The 23,303-nt window shown below is 45.0% G+C and carries 20 protein-coding genes; 7 read left to right on the forward strand and 13 right to left on the reverse strand.

Annotated features, from left to right (window positions below; translation table 11 throughout):
• Window positions 1-32: 32 nt before the first annotated feature.
• The 3 genes from hemH to htpG all read right to left on the reverse strand — a co-directional run bounded on the left by hemH (window position 33) and on the right by htpG (window position 4,032).
• Window positions 33-995 carry a ferrochelatase gene (gene hemH, locus R7P35_RS12585; protein ID WP_064353706.1) on the reverse strand — a complete coding sequence of 321 codons (963 nt, stop codon included), beginning with the start codon at window positions 993-995 and terminating at the stop codon, window positions 33-35.
• Window positions 996-1,162: 167 nt separating this feature from the next.
• Complete coding sequence (gene adk / locus R7P35_RS12590; protein WP_005382094.1) at window positions 1,163-1,807, reverse strand: adenylate kinase; 645 nt, start codon at window positions 1,805-1,807, stop codon at window positions 1,163-1,165.
• A 320-nt stretch (window positions 1,808-2,127) separates the two neighbouring features.
• Window positions 2,128-4,032, reverse strand: a complete 1,905-nt coding sequence (gene htpG, locus R7P35_RS12595) for a molecular chaperone HtpG (protein WP_053303298.1) — start codon at window positions 4,030-4,032, stop codon at window positions 2,128-2,130.
• Between the two features lie 271 nt (window positions 4,033-4,303).
• Here htpG and R7P35_RS12600 point away from each other — a divergent pair, with 271 nt between their 5' ends.
• From R7P35_RS12600 to R7P35_RS12615, 4 genes are read left to right on the forward strand one after another with little or no spacing between them, the layout of a single operon-like run.
• On the forward strand, window positions 4,304-5,182 hold the full coding sequence (locus tag R7P35_RS12600) for a transcriptional regulator (RefSeq protein ID WP_017819958.1): 879 nt from the start codon (window positions 4,304-4,306) through the stop codon (window positions 5,180-5,182).
• An 11-nt stretch (window positions 5,183-5,193) separates the two neighbouring features.
• Window positions 5,194-5,709 carry a transmembrane regulator ToxS gene (gene toxS / locus R7P35_RS12605; protein WP_005382091.1) on the forward strand — a complete coding sequence of 172 codons (516 nt, stop codon included), beginning with the start codon at window positions 5,194-5,196 and terminating at the stop codon, window positions 5,707-5,709.
• Between the two features lie 46 nt (window positions 5,710-5,755).
• Complete coding sequence (locus R7P35_RS12610; RefSeq protein ID WP_182039206.1) at window positions 5,756-6,511, forward strand: sulfite exporter TauE/SafE family protein; 756 nt, start codon at window positions 5,756-5,758, stop codon at window positions 6,509-6,511.
• A 21-nt stretch (window positions 6,512-6,532) separates the two neighbouring features.
• The gene (locus R7P35_RS12615; protein ID WP_005382088.1) at window positions 6,533-6,811 is read left to right on the forward strand and encodes a SelT/SelW/SelH family protein; all 279 of its coding nucleotides are present in this window, start codon (window positions 6,533-6,535) and stop codon (window positions 6,809-6,811) included.
• A gap of 39 nt (window positions 6,812-6,850) precedes the next feature.
• On the opposite strand, the gene yfcE is transcribed toward R7P35_RS12615, so the two are convergent.
• The 6 genes from yfcE to R7P35_RS12645 form a co-directional block, all read right to left on the reverse strand.
• Window positions 6,851-7,396 (reverse strand): phosphodiesterase, encoded by a 546-nt coding sequence (gene yfcE, locus R7P35_RS12620; protein ID WP_017634822.1) that lies wholly within the window; start codon window positions 7,394-7,396, stop codon window positions 6,851-6,853.
• A gap of 75 nt (window positions 7,397-7,471) precedes the next feature.
• Window positions 7,472-7,681 carry a hypothetical protein gene (locus R7P35_RS12625; protein WP_005382086.1) on the reverse strand — a complete coding sequence of 70 codons (210 nt, stop codon included), beginning with the start codon at window positions 7,679-7,681 and terminating at the stop codon, window positions 7,472-7,474.
• A 149-nt stretch (window positions 7,682-7,830) separates the two neighbouring features.
• A complete protein-coding gene (locus R7P35_RS12630) occupies window positions 7,831-8,238 on the reverse strand; it encodes a CBS domain-containing protein (protein ID WP_005382085.1) in 408 nt (135 codons plus the stop codon).
• Window positions 8,235-8,585 (reverse strand): P-II family nitrogen regulator, encoded by a 351-nt coding sequence (locus R7P35_RS12635; RefSeq protein ID WP_005382084.1) that lies wholly within the window; start codon window positions 8,583-8,585, stop codon window positions 8,235-8,237. Before R7P35_RS12635 ends, R7P35_RS12630 begins: the two co-directional genes overlap by 4 nt.
• Window positions 8,575-9,366 carry a DUF1538 domain-containing protein gene (locus tag R7P35_RS12640; protein ID WP_005382078.1) on the reverse strand — a complete coding sequence of 264 codons (792 nt, stop codon included), beginning with the start codon at window positions 9,364-9,366 and terminating at the stop codon, window positions 8,575-8,577. The genes R7P35_RS12635 and R7P35_RS12640 overlap by 11 nt, the downstream gene beginning before the upstream one ends.
• Entirely contained in the window at window positions 9,363-10,097 is a 735-nt protein-coding gene (locus R7P35_RS12645; protein WP_005382077.1) for a DUF1538 domain-containing protein, read from the reverse strand. The genes R7P35_RS12640 and R7P35_RS12645 overlap by 4 nt, the downstream gene beginning before the upstream one ends.
• A gap of 255 nt (window positions 10,098-10,352) precedes the next feature.
• On the opposite strand from R7P35_RS12645, the gene R7P35_RS12650 reads away from it, so the two are divergent.
• The 3 genes from R7P35_RS12650 (at window position 10,353) to R7P35_RS12660 (ending at window position 13,466) form a co-directional block, all read left to right on the forward strand.
• Window positions 10,353-11,267 carry a TIGR01777 family oxidoreductase gene (locus tag R7P35_RS12650; RefSeq protein WP_005382076.1) on the forward strand — a complete coding sequence of 305 codons (915 nt, stop codon included), beginning with the start codon at window positions 10,353-10,355 and terminating at the stop codon, window positions 11,265-11,267.
• A 44-nt stretch (window positions 11,268-11,311) separates the two neighbouring features.
• Complete coding sequence (locus R7P35_RS12655) at window positions 11,312-12,139, forward strand: SDR family oxidoreductase (protein ID WP_025766996.1); 828 nt, start codon at window positions 11,312-11,314, stop codon at window positions 12,137-12,139.
• A 472-nt stretch (window positions 12,140-12,611) separates the two neighbouring features.
• On the forward strand, window positions 12,612-13,466 hold the full coding sequence (locus R7P35_RS12660) for a co-chaperone YbbN (RefSeq protein ID WP_005388628.1): 855 nt from the start codon (window positions 12,612-12,614) through the stop codon (window positions 13,464-13,466).
• A 60-nt stretch (window positions 13,467-13,526) separates the two neighbouring features.
• Here the strand turns inward: R7P35_RS12660 and R7P35_RS12665 are convergent, their stop codons facing one another.
• Genes R7P35_RS12665 through bcsA form a run of 4 tightly spaced genes read right to left on the reverse strand, consistent with a single transcriptional unit; the run spans window position 13,527 to window position 23,302 of the window.
• Window positions 13,527-17,291 (reverse strand): cellulose synthase subunit BcsC-related outer membrane protein, encoded by a 3,765-nt coding sequence (locus R7P35_RS12665; protein ID WP_318092176.1) that lies wholly within the window; start codon window positions 17,289-17,291, stop codon window positions 13,527-13,529.
• Window positions 17,282-18,388 carry a cellulose synthase complex periplasmic endoglucanase BcsZ gene (bcsZ, locus tag R7P35_RS12670; RefSeq protein ID WP_238974756.1) on the reverse strand — a complete coding sequence of 369 codons (1,107 nt, stop codon included), beginning with the start codon at window positions 18,386-18,388 and terminating at the stop codon, window positions 17,282-17,284. The genes R7P35_RS12665 and bcsZ overlap by 10 nt, the downstream gene beginning before the upstream one ends.
• Window positions 18,388-20,673, reverse strand: coding sequence for a cellulose biosynthesis cyclic di-GMP-binding regulatory protein BcsB (gene bcsB / locus R7P35_RS12675; protein WP_132936490.1), 2,286 nt, complete (start codon window positions 20,671-20,673; stop codon window positions 18,388-18,390). The genes bcsZ and bcsB overlap by 1 nt, the downstream gene beginning before the upstream one ends.
• Entirely contained in the window at window positions 20,663-23,302 is a 2,640-nt protein-coding gene (gene bcsA, locus R7P35_RS12680; RefSeq protein WP_205460852.1) for a UDP-forming cellulose synthase catalytic subunit, read from the reverse strand. Before bcsA ends, bcsB begins: the two co-directional genes overlap by 11 nt.
• Window position 23,303 lies beyond the last annotated feature (1 nt).

A 23,303-nucleotide genomic window follows, 5' to 3' on the forward strand; every position in this document is an offset into this window, starting at 1 on the left:
GAAAGGGTCGCTATTGCGACCCTTTTTTGTATCTAAAGTTTAGATTGAACTAACTCAACCATCATCTCGATATGAAGTTCACTATCGTTCAAACAAGGGATGTAGGTAAAGTTTTCACCACCTGCTTCAAGGAAAATCTCTTTACACTCTTCCGAGATCTCTTCCAACGTCTCTAAACAATCTGAAGAAAATGCAGGGGTCACAACATTAATATTTTTCACACCCTTTGCAGGAAGTGCCTCTAGGGTCTTATCGGTATAAGGTTGAAGCCACTCTTCTCTCCCAAATCGGGACTGATACGTCATGCCAATTTGTTGTTCGCTTAAACCTAACGCTTTCCCAAGCAAGCGAGTCGTCTCTTCACAATGCTGTGGGTAAACATCACCATTGTCAGCATAACGTTTTGGAATACCATGATAAGAACACAGCAGGTAATCTCCCTGACCATTCTTTTGCCAATGTTCACGAACTGAATGCGCTAACGCTTCAATATATTTCGGGTGATTGTAATAATCACGAATAAAGCTAAAGCCTGGCATCACAGGCAGGTTCTTAAATGCTTTAGTGATTCCGTCAGAAACCGCTGCCGTTGTTGTGCCCGAGTATTGCGGATACAACGGTAAAACAATGACTTCATCAACGCCTTGCGCCAATAGGGCTTCAAAGCCTGATTGCAAACTTGGGTTACCATACGTCATACCAAGCTCTACAGGTATATCAAGCTTTTGTGCCAACTTTTCCGTTTGGCGTTTAGAGTACACCATCAACGGCGAGCCCTCTTCCATCCATACTGATTGATAGAGTTTGGCAACTTTAGGAGCTCGGATAGGAAGGATAACGCCGTGCAATAGTGGACACCAAAGCCATCGAGTCATGTCTACCACTCGGTGATCATGAAGAAACTGACTTAAAAAGCGCTTTACGGCAGGAGCGGTTGGTGCGTCAGGAGTTCCCAGGTTAACTAGGAGTACACCCTGTTTATTATTCTCTTTCATAACATCCTATTCATGGTAAACGGCTTGGTTCATATATTTAAGTAACCTCGAAGTAACGAATAGCCGAGCTGAAGTTAATTAGATATATGTTTACGAGTAAACTAAAAAAAGCGACCACTTGGGCCGCTTTCAATATATCAAAATATTAAATTTTTGACTTCAGCAAATTAAGATAGTGCTTTCTCGATATCCGCACTAACTTCAGCTACTTGCTTAGTACCATCAAACTTAAGGTACTTAGTCTTGCCTGCTTCAGCTTCTTTGCCGTAGTAGTTGATTAGCGGCGCAGTTTGCTCGTGGTAAACACCTAGACGAGCACGTACTGTTTCTTCTTTGTCGTCATCACGAACAACAAGATCTTCACCAGTTACATCATCTTTACCTTCCACTTTAGGCGGGTTGTAAACCACGTGGTAAGTACGACCAGAAGGAAGGTGAGCACGACGACCAGCCATACGCTCAACAATTACATCGTCTGCAACGTCAAATTCGATAACGTAGTCTACGTCTACGCCCATTTCTTTTAGGCCGTCAGCTTGAGGGATAGTACGTGGGAAACCATCTAGTAGGAAACCGTTTGCACAGTCTTCTTGAGCGATGCGCTCTTTGATAAGACCAAGGATGATTTCATCAGAAACTAGCTGACCAGCGTCAATAACAGCTTTAGCTTGTTTACCAAGCTCTGTACCTGCTTTGATAGCAGCACGAAGCATATCACCAGTAGAGATTTGTGGAATACCGTATTTTTCCATGATGAAGTTTGCTTGTGTGCCTTTACCTGCACCTGGAGCACCTAGAAGAATGATGCGCATGATTTATCCTCTTTAATATTTAAGATTTATACCGAAGCTCACAATAGCTGACCTCTTAGACATCAAACCTGAGAAGCACCTGCAACGATAAGTTTCGGTATAACGTATATAGGCGAGCAAAAATACACGCCTTATTACTCACATTCAAGTCGCAGATTCTATCACAGGTTCTCTGAGCAAAGAGTGTATTAAGACTAAAGAATGTTAACAGTACCCTCTTTCACGCCCTATTGATTATTAACTCAGCACTTGAGATGCAAAATTTTGCGACAACAAACAAAAAGCTCGCGAAATGCGAGCTTTTTGATTTGCAGAGGTTATTACACCTTAGTCAAAAGTTGATTAACGGCTCCTAAGAACTCTGTTGGATCCTCAATAGAGCCTCGCTCCGCTAGCATTGCCTGACCAAGCAGAACTTCAACCCAGCGACCAAACGCTTCTTCATCGGCTTCGTCAGCCATACGCTTAACCAATTTGTGCTCAGGGTTTAGCTCAAAGATGTATTTCACTTCCGGCACAGCTTGACCAGCTGCCGCAAGAAGCTTCGCCATTTGAGTACCCATTTCGTAATCGTCCGTTACCACAACAGCAGGCGTAGATGCGAGTTTGAAGGTGGTACGAACTTCTTTCACACGATCGCCTAGGTAAGACTTCGTGCGCTCTACAACCGACTTAAACTCTTCTTCGGTTTCTTTTTGCTTCTCTTTTTCTGCTTCATCTTCAAACTGACTTAGATCAAGCCCAGCTTTAGTGATTGACTGGAACTGTTTACCATCAAACTCAGTTAAGTAGTTCATCAGCCACTCATCAATGCGGTCGTACATCAAGATAACTTCAATGCCTTTCGCTTTGAACTGTTCTAAGTGAGGGCTGTTTTTCGCAGCTGCATAGCTGTCTGCCGTCAAGTAGTAGATCTTATCTTGACCTTCTTTCATGCGCTCAACGTAAGACGCCAAGCCCACAGTTTGCTCAGAAGAGTCCACTTCAGTTGAGGCAAAGCGCAATAAACCTGCAACTTTCTCTTTGTTTGCAAAGTCCTCCGCAGGGCCCTCTTTCATCACAAGACCAAACTCTTTCCAGAATGATTGGTATTTCTCTTCGTCATTCTTGGCCATACGTTCAAGCATCGTTAGCACGCGCTTAGTACAAGCATTACGTAGAGACTGAGTCACTTTATTGTCTTGTAAGATCTCACGCGATACGTTTAGCGGTAAATCGTTTGAGTCTATTAAACCACGTACGAAGCGTAAGTATGACGGCATAAATTGCTCTGCATCGTCCATAATGAATACGCGCTGTACGTACAGTTTCAAGCCTGATTTGTGGTCGCGGTTCATCATATCCCAAGGTGCTTTCGATGGGATGTATAGTAAGCTCGTGTAGTCGTTTTTACCTTCTACACGGTTATGACTCCAGACCAAGGGATCGGCAAAGTCATGTGATACGTGCTTGTAGAACTCTTGATACTCTTCTTCTGAAATATCAGATTTGTTACGCGTCCACAGTGCCTGGGCTTTGTTGATTTGCTCCCACTTTTTCTCATCTGTTTCCTTGCCTTCGTCATCACGAACGACAGTTTGGATTGAAACAGGAATGCCGATGTGATCAGAGTACTTACTGATAACGTCACGTAGACGCCACTCATTCAAAAACTCTTTACCCTCTTCACGCATATGAAGAATGATGTCGGTACCACGTGACTCTTTGGTAATGTTTTCGATGGTGTACTCACCTTCACCCGCTGAGTGCCATTGTACCGCTTCATCAGCGGCTAGACCCGCAGCGCGAGTGCGCACGGTAACGGCGTCAGCAACGATAAATGCCGAGTAGAAACCAACACCAAACTGACCAATAAGCTGAGAGTCTTTGCTCTGCTCTTCAGATAGCTTTGAGAAAAACTCGGCTGTTCCAGATTTTGCGATTGTTCCTAAGTGCTCAATCACATCATCACGGCTCATACCGATACCGTTATCAGAAATGGTTAAGGTATTTGCGCTTTCATCAAACGACAGTTTCACGCAAAGATCTGCATTACCTTCGTATAGATCTGGGTTAGATAACGCCTGAAAGCGCAGTTTGTCTGATGCATCTGATGCGTTAGAGATCAGCTCGCGCAAAAAGATCTCTTTATTTGAATAAAGAGAATGGATCATTAAATGCAGTAGTTGTTTTACTTCTGATTGAAAACCACGAGTTTCTTTATTTTGAGATACGGTTTCGCTCATGTGTGCTCCATAACATCTAAACTAATTGGCTTTTTCATAGGGACAAGTTTGTGACTTTCCCCTTGAAATCACCTTACCGAGATGTCATTTAACATGTGGCTGACAAATGTAAATTCAAGGTCAATATTGCTAAAAACGGTGTTTTTTTAGAAAATTTTAATTATCCTACCCGTCTAAAAGCATCTAAAATGTCGTGCGCACTCCAAGCGCCCCGGTAATTTTGTGACATAAATCACCATAATTACAACATCATCCATCTAAGAAGAACTAAATGACTAACATTGGCACCAAATTTCTACTTGCTCAAAGGTTCACCTTTGATCCAAATAGTAATTCGCTCGCTGACCAACAAAACGGCAACGACGTTGTACGATTAGGAAGCAACGAAAGCCGTATACTTCTGATGTTGGCAGAGAGACCAAACGAAGTTTTAACCCGTAACGAGCTTCACGAGTTTGTTTGGCGTGAGCAAGGTTTTGAGGTGGATGACTCAAGCCTGACTCAAGCGATTTCTACTCTGCGTAAGATGTTGAAGGATTCAACAAAATCTCCAGAGTTTGTTAAAACGGTACCTAAACGTGGCTACCAACTCATTTGTTCAGTGGAACGCTTGAGCCCATTTTCTACTGACTCTAACACTGACGTTGAAGAAACCGCTTCTGAACACGAAGCGCCAGCAGTGGAGTTAGAAGCGAGCGATACACCACCAACAGAGATAGTGACCGATACTACTGCTGATCTTGAGCCTCAAGTAGAGCCGACTAAAACTCAGCCGAAGCCAGCATCTAACACGATTAACTGGCTACCGCGTGTCATTATCTTTTTGTCTCTGCTGCTTCCTGTTTGCGTATTGTTATTCACGAACCCTGCGGAATCCCAATTCCGTCAGATTGGTGAGTATCAAAATGTACCAGTGATGACACCTGTAAATCACCCTCAAATCAACAACTGGTTGCCTTCAATAGAGCAATGCATTGAGCGCTACGTGAAGCACCATGCAGAAGACTCGTTGCCAGTTGAAGTGATTGCCACTGGTGGACAAAATAACCAGCTGATTCTGAACTACATTCATGACAGTAACCACTCTTACGAGAACGTAACACTGCGTATTTTCGCAGGTCAAAACGATCCAACAGACATCTGCAAATAAAGGAGGCCAATATGAAGATTAAATTAGCATCTGCGGTTTTGGCCGTATCCGTTCTTTTCAGTAGTTGGTTGTATTGGGGAAGTGACCTAAAAGTGGAGCAGCTCCTCACAGCAAACGAATGGCAGTCGACCATGGTGACAGTCATTACAGACAGCTTGCCTGACGATACTGTCGGCCCACTACGCCGAGTTAATGTTGAATCAAACGTGAAATATCTCCCTAATGGTGACTATATTCGCGTAGCAAATATAAAACTATTCGCTCAAGGTTCAACCGCAGAATCAACGATAAATATCTCGGAAAAAGGCCGCTGGGAAGTAAGTGACAACTATTTGTTGGTCTCGCCTTCGGAGTTTAAAGATATTTCATCTTCTCAATCAAAAGACTTTTCCGAAGCACAGCTACGTTTGATTACTCAAATTTTTAAGCTAGATGCGGAGCAAAGTCGTCGTATTGACGTCGTGAACGAAAAAACACTATTGCTCACTAGCTTGAACCACGGTTCTTCGGTACTGTTTAAAAACTAATTTTGATTGGATGATAAGGGGGCAAGACGCCCCCTTTGTTTTACTTATGGATTGGCTAGATACCACTACTCTCTTTTTCGGTTCACTAATCGCCAACACGCTGGCTTCACTTTCTGGTGGCGGAGCAGGCTTGCTTCAATTCCCTTTACTCATCTTTCTCGGCTTGCCGTTCTCCGTTGCGCTAGGCACACATAAAGTGGCTTCGGTCGCTTTAGGCTTAGGCGCAGCAAGCACGCATTTAAGATCAGGCACTATTAAATGGAAAATCGCGCTCTACCTTATCTTGTCCGGTAGTATTGGCGTGATTTTAGGGGCTAACTTAATTGTACAGATCCCTGATGGTATCGCGGAAAAGATGCTCGGTACGATGATCCTAGCGCTAGGTATCTACTCGCGATTTAAGACATCGCTAGGCCAAGCTGAAGTAATACGCAACCGTCATCCTATTGGTTGGGTTATTGGTGGAATTGGCTTACTGTTTATCGGCATTATCAACGGATCTCTTACCGCAGGTTCTGGTTTGCTCGTGACACTATTTTTGGTGCGCTGGTTTGGTTACGACTACAAACAAGCCGTTGCTTACACCATGATTTGTGTCGGCCTGTTTTGGAATGGCATTGGAGGCATTGCCGTCGTAAAGGCAGGGGCCCCTATTCACTGGGCTTGGCTGCCTGTTTTATTGTTAAGCTCATTTCTAGGCGGCAGTTTAGGCGCATGGGCCGCGACTCGATACAGTAACAGAGTGATTAAAGTTGCATTCGAAATTCTCACGTTTGCCGTGGGCATCAAGTTGCTGGTTTAAAAAGATTAAAAGGAAAGTTTCATGGATAAAGCAATCATTGATATTTATTACTGCCGCCAGTGCAACTGGATGTTGCGTTCAACTTGGCTATCGCAAGAATTACTGCATACTTTTAGCGAAGAAATAGAAACAATCAGCTTACACCCAGACACAGGTGGTCGCTTCGAAATTTTCTGTAATGGCCAACAAATTTGGGAACGGAAAAAAGACAGCGGCTTTCCTGAAGCCAAGGTGCTAAAACAGCGCGTTAGAGACATTATCGACCCAGAACGCGATTTAGGACATTCAGACACAAAATAGGGAGCAATTCGCTCCCTATTTTTTTACTTAGTAAAACCGTTAAATCATGGTTTGTGCTAATACTTCGCCTTCTGGCGTTTTTACCGTTAGCTTATTGTCTTCTAGAGTACCAAAGCTTCTCGGTAAGCCATTACGTGGGAATGTCATCGAGCCTGGGTTGAATATAATGGCTCCGTCTTGCATCTCTGCGACGGGAACATGTGTATGACCGTGGGCGATGATATCACCTTCGCGCAGTGGCGGCCGTTTTTCAGAGTTGTACAAGTGACCATGAGTCAAAAAGATTCTCTTGCCAGATTCAAGTAGCACCCATGAGTAATCCATCATCATTGGAAACTTCAATAGCATTTGGTCCACTTCACTATCACAGTTGCCACGTACAGAAATAATTTGATCACTGTATTGGTTCAATAAGTCTGCTACCTGTGGAGGGTTGTAGCCTTCCGGAATAGGGTTTCGCGGCCCATGGTTTAGCGTATCTCCTAGCAAAATCAGGTGGTGCGCACCAGAGGCCAGAAATAGCTCAATGGTTTCTTTAGTTGCCGGCAAAGAGCCATGCAGGTCTGAGGCAAAAAATAGTTTCACGACATTGTCTCCTCAAAAAGTATGAGGTCATTCTACGGCATTTTTTTAGCAGCTCAACCTACGACGGTTTGAATACTACTGATAGCGCAATGATTCAATGACCATAGGCAAAACATAGAACCATGCTGCATACGCTGTTCCAACCAACACCAGTATCCAAAACACCATCGACATAAATTTTGATTTGGCTAGATGGTGCAGCGGATCGGGCTCTCCGCATCCTGGACATGCATGAGCGCGTTTTGAGATTTGTTTCTCACACACGGGGCAAGAGACTAAAGGCATGATACAGATTCCTCGACATTAGGCTTAGGGCGCAAAGAATAATGGTGAATTAACACATATGCAACCTAACATATATTAAATATTTTAGTTCTTTGTAACAGTCGCTGACTTGAGAAAAAATTCGTTGATTTTTCATTTATATCAACCTATTACACTTCTTCTCGCACCATACCGTTGATGACAATATTGTTATAACTCACCATCCCAATGACCTCGCCACTTTCAATGACCGGCGCTCTACTTATGCCAAATCGCTCAAACAAACGTGCACAATATTTTACGTTCATATCTGGTTCGACACACAAAGCGGGCTTGGTCATGATTTCATAAATATTTGTGCGCTGAGGAGAACGATTATTCGCCAGCACCTTTTTGGCGATATCATTCATCAACACGATGCCATATTCATCATTATCATCTCGCTTTTTCACCACCAGCGCTTTGACTTGGTATTTTTTCGCTAGCGTTATGCCTTCGTATACGGTCATCAGTCCATCAACCATTACATACGTTGCCGCCATAACATCTCGAACTCTAATTATCGTTTGATCACTCATAATTCATCCTCGACTACTTTGGTCAATGTCTCGACTTGATGCGCGACACCGACTGCATCTTCAATATCGATCTGAATAGCAATCCCCTGTCCCGACTCTCTGTCAAATTCACCAACCTCATTAATGGTTTCTAATATGTGTCGAGAGAGATGTTCCTCGACCACAAACAGCAGCACATCTTTTTGCACTTCTAGCGTTAAACCAAAAAACGTTCGCTTTTGATTTAAACCTTGCCCGCGAGCATTGTTAATCACTGTTGCACCGGTCGCACCAGCATCGCGTGCAGCGTCCAACACCTTGTCTGTTTTGCTGTCTTCAACAAACGCAAGTATCAATTTAAAGCGCATTTTCTTCTTCCTCCGAGACGTTTTTATTCAGCCACTGGGTTATTTGCGCATAGCCCATCACAGAGATCATAGGGAATAGACTGGCAAACGCGATCAAGCCAAAGCCATCAATCATTGGGTTTCTTCCAGGGACGGTCGAAGCAAGCCCTAACCCTAATGCAGTTACAAGTGGGACAGTGACAGTAGAAGTTGTTACGCCTCCAGAATCGTAGGCGAGTGGAACAATAAGCTTGGGAGCGTAAAACGTTTGAATCACAACGACGATGTAACCCGCGATGATGTAATAATGAATGGGATCGCCCACGACAATCCGGTAACTCCCTAATGCAATACCAATTGCCACCCCAAACGCAACGGCTACGCGCAAGCCGTTAATACTGATACTGCCTCCAGAGACTTGGTTTGCTTTTATCGCTACAGCGATTAAAGAAGGCTCTGCAATCGTGGTACTAAAGCCTATAAAAAAGGCGAAGGTGTAAACCCAATAATAGTCGACCCACATTAAGGCTTTCCCTACAGATACTTTGAACTCTTGTAAAAACTCCGGCGCCGTTAATTGCACAGCCATCGTCTCCCCAAGTGGAAACAACGCCATTTCTAATCCAAGTAAAAAAAGAGCTAGCCCGAAAATCACATAAACGAACCCAAGCAAAACTTTCTTAAGGTTGCTAACAGGACGCCTTAACACCGCTAACTGAAAACCAAAAATAATGCTGGCGATGGGAACGACGTCTCGAACGGTCGATAATAAAGTGTCTAGGAAATGATCAATTGAAATCATGTTACGACCATTCCGTAAACCATCACAAACATCATCGGTAACAGCGAGGCAAAAGCGATTAAACCAAAGCCATCCACCATAGGGTTACGCCCTTTAATAGAAGACGCTAAACCGACGCCCAGTGCAGTGACCAGAGGTACTGTTATGGTGGACGTGGTTACACCTCCGGAATCGTAAGCAACACCAATAATGGCTTCAGGTGCAAACCACGTCAGTATTACAACGCCTACATAGCCACCAATGATCATGTAATGAATCGGCCACCCTTTTAAGATACGCAAAACGCCGATAACGATGGCTATCCCCACTGAGAGAGCTACTGTTACTCGAAGTCCTTCTCCGTAATCCTGCATGGACTGCTCTGAGTTAGCGATCATTCCGCCCTCTGCCGCAACTTCTGAGGCTTCTTCCGCTACCGCGGTCAATGCAGGTTCAGCTATCGTGGTGCCAAACCCCAAACAAAACGCAAAGACTAATAACCAAAACACGCTGCCTTTTTTTGCAAAGGCTTGAGCCATACTCTCTCCGATAGGAAAAAGACCAAGTTCTAGGCCAAAGATAAAAAAGGTTAATCCTAAAACGACAAGCAACAAGCCAAAAAGAATGGAGACCAGGTTGGGCAGCGGCTCTTGCAAAACGACTAATTGGAAAAAAGTGATAACAATGATGATGGGTAATAAGTCACGAGCACTATTGAGGAGCGCTCGAAAAAGCGCAACGAATGCTTCCATGCCTATCCTCCTTGATTGTGCAAACTGATTACGCTCGTTCCAATGAGCGATAACTTCTAGTCTGGCATAGATTTCACTCTTCTACCGTGAATGCACCAGCGCCATCTATAACATTTAGTTACATATTTTATAATATGTGAAGTTAATAGTATCTCTGCCAGCTTGTCACTATCCCAGAAATAATGGTGTTGAGATGATCAAGCTAAGCACAAAACGACTATAATGTTCTAATACGTGTACATTCAAAGAGATAACATGAAGATATTACTCACAGGTGGCACTGGGTTTATTGGCTCGGAGTTGCTCAAGCTGCTATCAACTCACCAGGTTATGCTACTTACACGCTCTCCAGAGCGAGCAAAACAACGCCTACAGCATGCTGATCTGGGTAATATCGAATACCTTGACTCGCTCGAGTCGTTCGCCGATCTCAATCACGTTGATGCCGTCATTAATCTTGCAGGTGAGCCTATTGCGGATAAAAGGTGGACCAGCGAGCAAAAAGAAAAAATCTGCAAAAGTCGTTGGAAAATTACCGAGCAAATTGTTGAGCTGATCCACGCAAGTACCGAACCTCCCTCTGTTTTTATTAGTGGCTCGGCAGTTGGCTACTATGGTGATCAACAAGACCATCCGTTTGATGAGTGCTTACATGTTAATAGCGATGACTTTCCTCACGAGGTTTGTGCAAAGTGGGAGCAAATAGCCAAGCGCGCAGAGTCGGAACAAACACGGGTTTGTCTACTGAGAACTGGCGTGGTACTCGGCCTTAATGGTGGTGCGTTGGCAAAAATGCTATTACCTTACAAGCTTGGCGTAGGCGGCCCACTTGGGAACGGTAATCAGTACATGCCTTGGATTCACATCCTAGATATGGTCCGCGCCATCATGTACTTGCTTGAAACACCACATGCCCACGGTGCATTCAATATGTGCGCCCCCCATCCTGTGACTAATCGTATATTCAGCGGCACACTAGCTAAAACGCTAAAACGTCCGCATATCTTGTTCACGCCTAAATGGGCGATGGAACTCCTAATGGGAGAATCTTCCTGCTTATTGTTTGATAGCATGAGAGCCAAACCCAAAAAACTCACCGAACTGGGCTTTAAATTTAGCTACTCCAGAATAGAGCCAGCACTCAAGCACTTGCTTCATGACCGGAGCTGATGAATGATGGCTCTAATCAAGGTTTCTGAGTCTTAAATTAAATTATGAAAAAGTCGATTCTTATTACGGGTTGTTCAACCGGCATCGGTTACGTGTGCGCTCACGCCCTACAAAACAAGGGATTTAATGTCATTGCATCTTGTAGGAAAGAACAAGATGTCCAGCGCCTAATTAATGAAGGGCTAACCTGCATCAATCTAGACCTAAATAGCCCAGAAAGCATTTCTTCGGGCGTGAAGCAAGCGCTAGAGTTAGCAGAAGGTAAGCTTTACGCAGTGTTCAATAATGGTGCCTATGGTCAGCCCGGAGCACTGGAAGACTTACCCACCGAGGCTCTTCAAGATCAATTTCAGACCAACTTTTTTGGTTGGCACCAGTTGGTCAGAGAAGTGCTTCCCCATATGCGCCAGCAAGGCGAAGGACGCATCATACAAAACAGCTCTGTTCTTGGTTTTGCCGCAATGAAATACCGTGGTGCCTATAATGCATCAAAATTTGCCTTAGAAGGCTGGACAGATACGCTCAGGCTAGAGCTTGCGGATACGAATATCAAAGTGGCATTGATAGAACCAGGACCGATCGAAACTCAATTTAGAAACAATGCATTACGAGCCTTTGAGAAGTGGGTTGATATTGAATCTAGCCCCCATCGTCATGCTTATGAAGGACAAAGAGAGCGACTCAACAACGACAAGTCTAATAATCGATTTGTTTTGCCTGCAGAGTCTTGCATCGCACCAGTTCTTCATGCATTAACTAGCGTTTCACCGAAAATTCGTTATCGAATTACTACACCGACTAAATTATTCGCAGTCCTGAAAAGACTATTACCAACCCGTGTACTTGATAAAATTTTGCGACAGGCTGCATAAAAAAGTTTTGTCGAAATGTAATTTCACCGTAACAATGTGATGTCATTATGAACATGTAGGTTAAAAAAACCTCAACTAAACGAATCAATTTCTACGCAATTCAGCGGGGATTCTTTCGCCCAAAGTGATTGAGTTGCTTAGATTTGGTATCGCCACCCATTACGTTTTGTAGCAATGTTTATACTACTGCGAGGCAACAATGACATTAAATCAGCTTAACTGGCTTAGTGTGGGTGTAGTGTTGACCATGTTCATCCTATTTTGATACCGCACTAACAAATAGCATTAGAATTGCGCTGCTTCGGCAGCGTTTTCTTTTTATCTAACACCTGAGCAGCAATAACCTCACTCTATTACCTCACGTTTTCTCAAAATAGAATGATTCATTATTGATGGTGAATGTCGCTTGAATTTCACCTAAATCAACTCCATATCTAATATCAACGACAAGACACAAGGCAAGGATACTCTGATGCAATCCCCATTTATCGTTGAGATAACAGAACAGAACTTTCGCGAAACGCTTGAAGGATCAATGAACACGCCCGTTTTGATCCACTTTTGGGCCAACGCTCAGCCAGAAAGCGCACAGATACTCCCTGAGTTGCAATCTCTTGCTCAACAGTACAACGGTGCATTTACGCTTGCTCTACTAAATTGTGAAGATCAGCCCGCTTTAGCGTCTCAATTTGGCGTGCAAGTATTGCCAACTATCGCGCTGTTTATAAATGGTCAAGCCGTCGATGGTCTGGGAGGCCCCCAGCCAATTGATGCCATTGCTACCATGCTACAAAAGCATTTGCCAAGCCCAGATGAACAACTATTAAAACAAGTCAGTGAACTTCTTCAGCAAGGTGAGCATGCTCAGGCTTTGAGCATCATCCACACTTTGCCGCCAGAGCTGCAAGAGCGTGGTGATGTGAAACTCGCGATGGCTGATTGTTTGCTAGAAACCAAACAATTTGATATTGCCCAAGAACTACTGAACGCTATCCCTCTCGAGTATCAAGATAACTACTACAAGAGCCTAATAGCCAAGCTCGAGCTACATTTGCAGGCTGCAGATAGCCCTGAGTTACAGCGACTAGAACAAGCATACGCAGCAGACATGGCAAACTTCGAACTCGCTTGTGAATTGGCGGTACAATACAACCAAGTTGGTCGGGATGAAGAAGCGTTGGAACTGCTGTGGAATATTCTTAAAAAAGACTTGGGCGCCCAAGACGGTGACGTGAAGAAGACTTTTATGGATATTCTCAGTGCGCTAGGTCAAGGTAACGCATTAGCAAGCAAATATCGTCGCCAGCTTTACTCAATTTTGTACTAAGCGCCGCATTCTTCTAGGAATAAGACAACAAAGGCCGGGATTTCCGGCCTTTGTTTTTTGTTAGAAGTCGCTATACAACGTTGGTGCTGCTGGCGGATACTCTATTGGTTGCCAACGATCATTAAAGGTGTACTTGGCATAAAGCATGAAATGGTTTGGTGTATAAAACTCAGAACGTTGTACATCGACTAACGCACCAAGATACCAACGTTTGCTGACTCGCTTTTCCACCGCCGCTTGCAACGACGTACCAAAACCACCACCTTTGTCTGACTCCGCTACTGTCGATAAGTATGGCGCGTCTTCCTTAGTCCAAGAGTTAGAGACGGATGCACTCAATTGATATGACCAAGAACTGTTGTATCGGCCATAAAAGTTGATAGGTAAAGACACCGAGAAGTAACTTTGCGGGCTGTAGTAGCCACCGTGACCTAGCGTGTACTCACCCAGATTTTTGTCGTAATCAAGGTACATTAAGTTCGTACCTATACTTAAACGCTGGTCATCCGTTGCAATTAACTTGTAGTACGCTCCACCTAGCACGCCTAAACGAGTGTTGTCCTCAACCTTTTCACCAGTCAAAACATGATACTGCAAGCTACTCCAAAAACCGTAAGGGCCACCAATGTCCCAACTTGAGCTCAACTTCACACCAGTACGAGCAACTCCGCCCCATTTAGTCCCTTGAGGGTCAGTCGTGCCGCTAGGGACAGACATTCCAGCATAAGAAAGCGCGCTACTGGTCTCTGGGCGACGCGAAGCTTCTGCCGTCCAACCGAACTCACCCAGGTCCCCATTGATGCGCACACCACCAACCCATGTGGTATGGTCGAAACCAATTGGTGTCGTGCCGATATCGACCAACCAATCTTCAGCCTGCCAGCCCACTCCAAATGCCATACCTGATGCGTCATTTTGGAACGAAGTGCTGTCAGAATCGGTGGTTTTTTCATAATAGTCCAACTGACCTGAATCGATAGAAACATAATCGGCTTTTAGCAACAGGTGCCCATCCCAGCTCTCTATCGGGATTCGGGCTTCTATGGGCACTTGATTCGAAGTATTACGGCCATCTCGTGCACTGTAATCCCAGCCAATCATGACATGCCCATCACTCCGATCATGCAGTTTATCGATGTCCGATTTGACGTTACGAGTCAACCAGTAGTCGTCAGCAGTATCATATAGCTCACGTAAGCTTAGGGGTTCTTTTTTCGCCTCTTCAGGTTCACGATTTTTATCCATTCGGTCACGATTTAAGGCTTGATAGGCGCGTGTTTCAGCTAACGCCCACTGTTGATTTTCCATTGCTATAGACATGCTATTGCGAAATGCTAATGCGTCAGCATCAGGCATCGCATCCAACAACTGATTTAGCGCATTAGCGTCATTTCGATAGCCTTGTTGATTAAACACCGCGGCCACTGTCATCAACTGTGCCGCAGTTAAGCTATCGCGCTTTTTATTCAAAATGAGGTGCATGTCGTGATACGTCGCTTCATATCCAGTCAAAGCACTAGCTTGCAACATGCCAATTTCTGCTTGAGTTTTAAATGGCTCAGGCTTTAAAGAAACTTGTTCATACAAATCCAACGCAAGCTTAGGCTGTTGATTAACCAGCATCAGATCCGCTTGACTCAACAGTCGACGGGTTTTGAGTTCATCAAGCTGTAATGCTTCCGAAGCACTTAAATCTTGTGTTGCGGAATTTAATGCTAAGTCCGCGTACCAACGATCAAAATCTTCAAAGTGATTCAAGCTTACCATCATGCTGCCGTAAGCCAGTTTGTCATCGGTTGACCAATCTTCTGAAAGCGAAATGTTTTGGAAAATCCTCTCAGCTTCCTTAACTTCATCAATGTCTAACCACGCACTCACTAGACGAGCGAGCGGTTGAATTTGACCTTGATAATCCGACTCTAGCGCACGTAATGTCGCCATTACTGATTCGGGAGAAGCTAAGTAACGCGTTTGAATGTCTCTCAACTGAGCATCAAGCTTCAAGCGGGTTAAATTGCGCAGCATTGCGTCTGTCATGTCATGTTGTGCGATATTCTCTAGCTCAGCGATGGCCTCATTCACGTTGAAGTCCTGCGCGAGATAAAGCGCGTAAGCAAATTTCATTTCAGAGTCATTACTAGATGTAGCCCAATCGGACATCAGCGTATCCGCGCGTACTTTGTCGCCCATTGAATGAACCACGTCAGCAATATCAAGCCTTAACCATGGGGAGGTTGGCTGTAGCGCAATCAATTCCTCTACGGACGCTTTCATCGTTGCCTGATCATTTTGAGCGATTGCGATCCGCAGACGAGTCAAAATAACTTCCGACTTGATGCTCGCTATTTTTTCAGCGACCACTTTCTGCTGTGGGGCTGAGTAACTGCGCGCGAGTGCTTCCGCGCCAGACCAATCTTGCTGCTGAATACGAACATCTAAGCGACCACGCAATGCGGAGCTATTGCTGCTATCCAGTTGCAAAGCTTGTTTGAAAACCTTCTCTGCCGCGGCATAATTTTCTTGTACCAGATACAAAGAGCCTAATGATGAATAAGCATAAGGTTGGGATTTATCTACTTGAATCGCTTTTTGATAAGCGCTTTCTGCTTGCTTAAACTGGCCTTTTTCGACCAAGGCATCACCTTGATCAAGATACGCCCAATATTGAGAAGTCTCGATTAGCGCTGCCCATTTTGAGGCCGAGTCAGGATTATGATCTAAGTGCTGAGCCTGTTTAAAGTATCCGAGCGCTTTTTGTTGCTGCCCTCTACGTAGATAAACCTTACCCATAGCACCAAGCAATTCAGGATCTTGCGGACGAGTCGTCAACGCATAACGCAGCTGAGCTTCTGCTTGGTCGGTTTTATCTTCCTCGAGCAACGCTAACCCTTTGAGCTTGGCGAGATAAGTGGGGTCTTTGCGTAGTTCCTTTTCCTTTTTCCAGCGATCTTTCGCGCTTTGATTCGCTCTTTGAATCTCCATGTCAGACGGGTAGTAGCTAGCTAAGATGGCATATTGCTGAACAACTTGATCTGAAATAGGCAATTGATCCAATGCACGCAACCACGACGTTGCCGCATTTGTTCCAACCGAAGGAGCAAGCGCTAACTTTTTATAGGTATCGAGAATCCATGGATCAGCAGGATTCTCTTTGCGAATGTGGTTGGCTAACGCGAGTTGAAAAGACGGAACACTAGGATAATTTGCATTTAAACGTTCCAGTCCCTGTTTTACCGAGCTCCAACTGCCAGGCAAATTACTTTGCAACTGTAGGAATTCAAGTTGTAACGCTGGTGATGGCATTCCATTTGGGAAAAGGGCTTTGTAAGCTTGAATCGCTTCATCGTAACGACCAGATTTTGCAAGCAACTGAGCGCGCTGATAATCCGCTCTTTTCTCTCCCTGAATAGCCATAATCGATGACAAGTTTTTCGCTTGAGTCGAATGAGGCGCCTGTCTGATTAAGCGCTCAAATACCGGTTTTGCTAATTCTGGCTGCTTACGTTTCAGATACATATTCGCTTGATAGAAAAGCCCCGTTGGATTGCTTTCTTCAATCGCGAACAGCCTCTCCAGAGTACTCTCGACAATATCATCTCGGCCAATCGCATCCGTCAGTTTTAGCTGCTCAACCAACCACTCAACCGAGTCAACTCGTGCTAATGATGTGGAAAATTGAACCAGCTCGATAGGCTTGTAGACCTGTGCGAGCTGCGACTTTGTCAGAGGTGTTGAGCTAAAGCTTTCTGCATGCACAGTGCCGACGCCACCAGCCGCCAAAGCAACCAGTGGAATCCACCATAACACGCGTCCTGTTACTGACATCTCTCGCTCCATACAGGAAGCAATTCACCTTGCACACCAAAACGGTAACGTTCTTCATGCCAACCAAGCCCAAATAGACTTAATACGTTGTCGTAATAATGATCGTTTTTGTCCACCACAAGTTCATTTTGAGCACGACGAAACTGCGTCTCCAACAGCGTAGATTCACCAGAAGCCGCGAGTAACGGAAGAGCCGCAGCAGAAAAACCTGCGCTTCCTGCTTGGGTATATTTACCCGTTTCAGTATTTACTTCTCTCGCTGGCGCACCAAGGGCTTTGGTTGCCGCGACAAACGGCTGCATTTTTTGTACTAATACTGCTTTTTCTGAAACTTGGTCATTTAGCATACCCGCCCAAAGATAAGTGCGGATGGCGTTGTAACTGCCCATCGGCCCTGTAACCACATCTGAGCTATAACGACCATTTCTCAATACTGCCCAGTCTGGGCTAAAGCCAGCTGGCATCGTTTTCTCTAGCATGTGAACACTTGCCTTATACATTGAGTCCCAGTTGTATTGCGGGTACAGCGACTGCATACGAGCAATCAGTTGTAACGGAACATAACTCGGATTCACACGGTACTGGCCGTCGGCATCAAAGCCCGTTGGAGCTGGCAACAATACCGTTCCAACTCCCGCTATGTTGACGGTTTCTTCACGTAAAATACGACTCGCGATCAGATGTCCAAGGGTCTGATAGTAGTAGTTATTCCATAATCTCCCCGCCTCAACAAGGGAGTAAGCTATCCACAAATCAGAATCTGACGCTGGGTTAGAATCCAACACTCCGAACTGACCATTTTCTTTTCTTCCCCACAACCAAGCGGGAAGCCTTGCCGTCAAGTCCCCATCAGCTAAATGTGATTGAGTCCATTTTAAAACCTGATCGAAGGTTTTAGGGTCATTGGCAACCAAGGCAAAAAACAATGCGTAAGATTGGCCTTCCGAGGTTGTAATCATACGCTCGTCACTGCCATCAACGACTCGGCCTTGCTCCATGTATACCGACTTAAATGTTTCCCATTGTGGCCACTCGCAGGTGTTAGCCCACAAGTAAGGAGACACGAACAACATAAGGAACGAGATGAGTTTTTTCATTATTCCTCTTCCTCAGTTTTTTCTAAACGTCTAGACGCCACTTGACGTAATACGCGCCAAAGCACAATGGTTACGATCACCACTAGCAAGGCGGCAAAGCACGCAACGATGACTGGGTGATTAGAGAAGTGATACCAAACGAGCTGCCACACAGGAAGCTTACCGACATAGTAGTGCGAACCCACGTTGTAGCTTGCTACTTCGTTATTTCTCAACGTCACTACCGAGCCAAACATGCGCTCCACTTTACCGGAGTCAGCCAACGCGCGATCAACCGACGCAAAATCTGACGGGTGAGCCGCCATAATAGAAATGACGCTGCGTTTTTTCGTAAATGGCGATTCTGCACCATAAATAGCAGCAAAAGAGCCTTCTGCCTCAACAGAAACATAATCCGCGGCCACTTGACGAGCATCACTTGGACTCATCCAGTTCATTCCGAGCTGCTTTTCATTTTTGCTTGGCAGGCGAATTTGTCTCTGACCTTCTTTAACCACTAAGTTAACTTGGTCAGGGTTATTAGCGGCTTGTTCTAGTGCATCCACAACACCAATCGTCAGGATGTCTTTATTTTTTAGTTGCTCAGCATTCCATTTATCTGTCAAAAGCACCTGAATACCTGGGTACCCAGAATCACTTCCTAACGAGCCCATGACGTTTAAGAAGGTCTGCAACACTTCTTTTGGAGCTCTCTCTGGAACAACAATCGCAGTTTCTGACAAATCGGCCATGCGTGTGTAAGGGAAGCCAGAAGTAGCAAAAGCGCGCATATTTGGCATTTCGATGTAGTGAGGGAAACCACTAAAATCAACCGTAGAGTCACCATCAATGACCGCGTATTGCTTACTTGGCTGCGTCACCTGACATTGCCCATCAGTCACCGACGCAAAACCAAACTCAAACTCGATTCGGTTTTGACTACCCACCTTAAAAGCCGGAATGCGAACAAACGTATCACCACTTAGAATGCCATCATCTAACAAAGGAACACGTATACGGTTAGATTCTCCACCTTGACCTTTTGTGGTTAGGTTGAACGCCTCAATGAATTGGTCATTAATACTCAAAGTCAGACGAGAGCCGGAATGATCCGCAGCAGGCGGTGAATAACGATAGTTAAGATCCATCGGTATACCACGGCTTTGCCAAGTAAAGAGATCGGGTGGTAAACGCAAACTTACGTTGATTGGTGGAGGCGTTCGGCCTTCCACTTGCAGCATGCTTTTTTGTTCGACTAACTCAGACAATGCAACAGGACGAGCCGTACTCACCCAGTTTGGCGCATCGTACGGGACTCGTGGTTTGATTTGTTTGACTTCATTAATCTTCGCGATTGGTCCAGTAAGAAGTTGGTTTCCCAACGCCAAACCTTGCACCGCAATGTTAAGATCCTTACTGTCACGGCCTATCACTAGAAGAAGCTTCACGTACGGGTCTGTTGGATGAGTGATGACTTGAAGACGAGGGCCATCCGTGTCTGGAAAATCTCTCAGAAACTCAGGTTTGTTGTCATTGGTAACAAAGACAATGGCGTTGCGCTTAGGTAACGTGTCGACACTAAAAGGGAATTGAGCACCACGCCAACCCGCAAGAGCACCAAAGTAAGAGCTCAAGACACCGGCAGCCTTGACATCATCTAAATCGTATTTGCTACCCATCACGACAGGCAGATTTAACTGGCTGAAATCACGGACATCAAAAAAAGGAGCCGGTAACAAACTCAAGTCACTTTCCAGCACTGTCTTTTGAGCAAGCATCTCAATTCGACTACTTTGGCTAATCTCAGCCCAAATGCTCGAGTCATTGGGGTTAGCACAGTCTTTCTGAGTATTCCCTATTAACTCAAAGCGAATTTGGTTGTAATTACTAAAGTAACGAGTGTCCAGCGGCATAGATAAGCTCAACTTTTTGCCTTGCTGGCCATCGACGATTGACGCTACTCCCATAAGTTCGTTGTTCAAATACACTTTGACGTGAGAAACCAAAGAGAGCAACGCTGGCGAAGGTGTGATATCAAAGTGCAACGTTGCTTTAGATACCACCTCATCGAGTCGCGAACCGAAACCAATATAAGCACTGGCCTCACTACCTTGGATAGCAATTGAACCACTGTAACCTAATTGACTAAATGGGATGACGCGCTTAAACACGGTCGAATCTTCAGCATCTTGCTGTGCCAAAGGCGTTGCTTGTTGCTGACTTACTTCTTGTGCCGCGAGACTGCACGACATACACATGAGAGTGATAGCCGTTGTCAACGCTGTTAGTTTTTTATTATTTAGCATGACTTGAGGTCCTGATTGGGACATAACGAGGTCTTAGTGACCAAATAAATTCGATACAAAATAAAAGTGCATCCACACTGACCTGAACAAACTTAGGACAATGTTGCAGCAAGCGTTTGTATCCATTAAAGCCGACTTGCAGTACAGCCTGCATACTCGATAGAGGTTTATCTGATTGATAACCTTGTTGCCATTTCGCCCATGTATCTGCACGTGCAAATGTACATTGGACGTATTGGATTTGTTGTTGATGAGACAATTCGTTGAGTTGTAAACCAAATATCCCCTTATGAGCATAGGCAACCGTCATAGGGAACACGAATTCTTGGCCACCTCGATTGAGGATCACTTCTAAGGTTTGACCGAGTAAGTAAGCACAGGTTGGTTCATCGACCCCGTCAATTTCTATGCGCACGCCCCCCAAAGAGAAATCCTTCATCTGCGCTTGTATTAAATGCCCAGAATTAAGCCTAACCGCGACAGGAATCGCCACCTCTACTCGGTGATCTTTTCGCACTTGTTTAGCTTCTACTGCAACCGCAACGGCAGCACCTAAAATCAACAGGTTGTACATCGTCCATACGAGATTCACGATAACTGTACCGATTTCATTTTGAGGCCCCCACCCCATTCGGTAAATCCCTACAGCGAAGCCCAAAATGTTGAGTGCAACCAAAACCAAATATGGTCGAGAGATCACCCAATCGTAGTGAGACTTTTCAACCAAACCGCCTTTTGCCGTTACGTTGAATGTCCCTTTATGGGGCGCAAACAAAGCCACCGTTGTTGGCCTTGCGATATACCAAGCAAGCACGGTTTCGTATACCTCACCCCAAAACGAATAACGGTAGTCACCCTGCATACGAGAGTTGGTCATGCTGGCGTGAATCATGTGGGGTAATACGTACAAAATGATCGCCAGCGCTGGCGCATAAATCACGTAGGAATGCAGCAACAAATAAGCCAAGGGTGCGATCAGGAATACAATCCTCGGGATACCAGATAGAAAGTGCAGCATGGCATTGACGTAACAAAGCCGTTGAGAGAGCTTAAGCCCCTTTCCAGTCAATGGATTATCGACCCTAAATATCTGCGCCATCCCGCGAGCCCAACGAATGCGTTGCCCAACGTGTGCAGACAATGTTTCTGTCGCCAAACCAGCAGAAATCGGCTGCTTAAGATATGCAGAACGATAGCCTAAACGGTGCATGCGCAGAGACGTGTGCGCATCTTCCGTCACGGTTTCGACTGCAATACCACCGACTTCCTCTAAAGGCTCTCGACGTAAAATAGCGCACGAGCCACAGAAGAAAGTCGCATCCCATAAGTCGTTACCATCTTGAATCAGGCCGTAAAACAAGTTGCCTTCGTTTGGCACGTTACGAAAGTTCGATAAGTTACGCTCAAAAGGATCCGGTGAGAAAAAATGGTGCGGCGTCTGAATAAGCGCCAACTTTGGATCTTTCAGGAACATCCCCATTGTGAGCTGAAAAAATGCTCGTGTAGGAATATGGTCACAGTCAAAAATCGCAACAAACTCACCGCTGGTCTGCTTCAACGCATAGTTAATGTTACCGGCTTTCGCATGTTCATTCGTTGGGCGGCGGATGTAGTTCACCCCTACACTTTTGGCGAAATCTCGGAAGCTATCACGCTTGCCGTCATCCAGAATGTGGATGTTAAGTTTGTCTTTCGGCCAATCGACACCTAACGAGGCATAAACCGTCGCTTTCACAACATCGAGATCTTCGTTGTAAGTAGGGATCATCAAGTCAATGGTTGGCCAAGTTGACTGATCCGGTGGCATCGATACTGGTTTGCGATTCAATGGCCAGATATTTTGGAAATAGCCAAGCATCAGCACAATCCAAGAATACGTCTCAGCTAGAAGTAAAACGCCCCCTAGAAACAAAGCAACAGGATCGTCCCAGTTCAGGGTAGACGAATAACGCCACCACAAGTATCGACATGAGGCCGTAACCGACAAGATGATCAAAAGCATGGTAGGAAAACGACCCGGCATGCGACGGACCATCATCGCTAATGCCCAGAGTAACAGCACAAAGACAGTCTGAGCCTGATAACCAAATGGCACCGTAAAACAAAGCAAAGCGATTAACACCACGAAAAACAACAAGGTGTAGTTCAACGCCATCGCTGACTTACTTGCTTTAATACGCTCTCGAACTTGTGGATCTTTGATGTTGTTCGCTGTCTGTTCTAACCAGCGGACGCCTTTTGCAACCAATTCAAATGGCAAGTAGAACGCATTGCGAATTTGCTCGGCTAAAGTCATCGCTAAGCTGCTGGTTTTTTTGGACCATGCTGTATTTACATTTACGTTTTGCCTGAAGCAAAGCAACCACACGCTTTGGATAATAAAACGTACAGGATCAAACCATCTTGGCGCAGCAAAATTAACGTTTGGATAGTAAACCAAAGGCAGTTTCCATGAGGGAACACCCGAAATAACCGGCTTTAAAAATACAAAACTCAATGAAAACCAAAAAGACAAAGCACACTCACCAACCCAGTTTGTTTTACAATTCCAGGCTTGCTCGTAAGCGTTCTTCTGCAGTCTGAATTGGTCCACTACCCAACGTTGGAAAATCAGATTAAGACTTCGCATA

The sequence above is a fragment of the Vibrio sp. Vb0304 genome, from assembly GCF_033338995.1.
Classification (GTDB): Bacteria; Pseudomonadota; Gammaproteobacteria; order Enterobacterales; family Vibrionaceae; genus Vibrio; species Vibrio alginolyticus.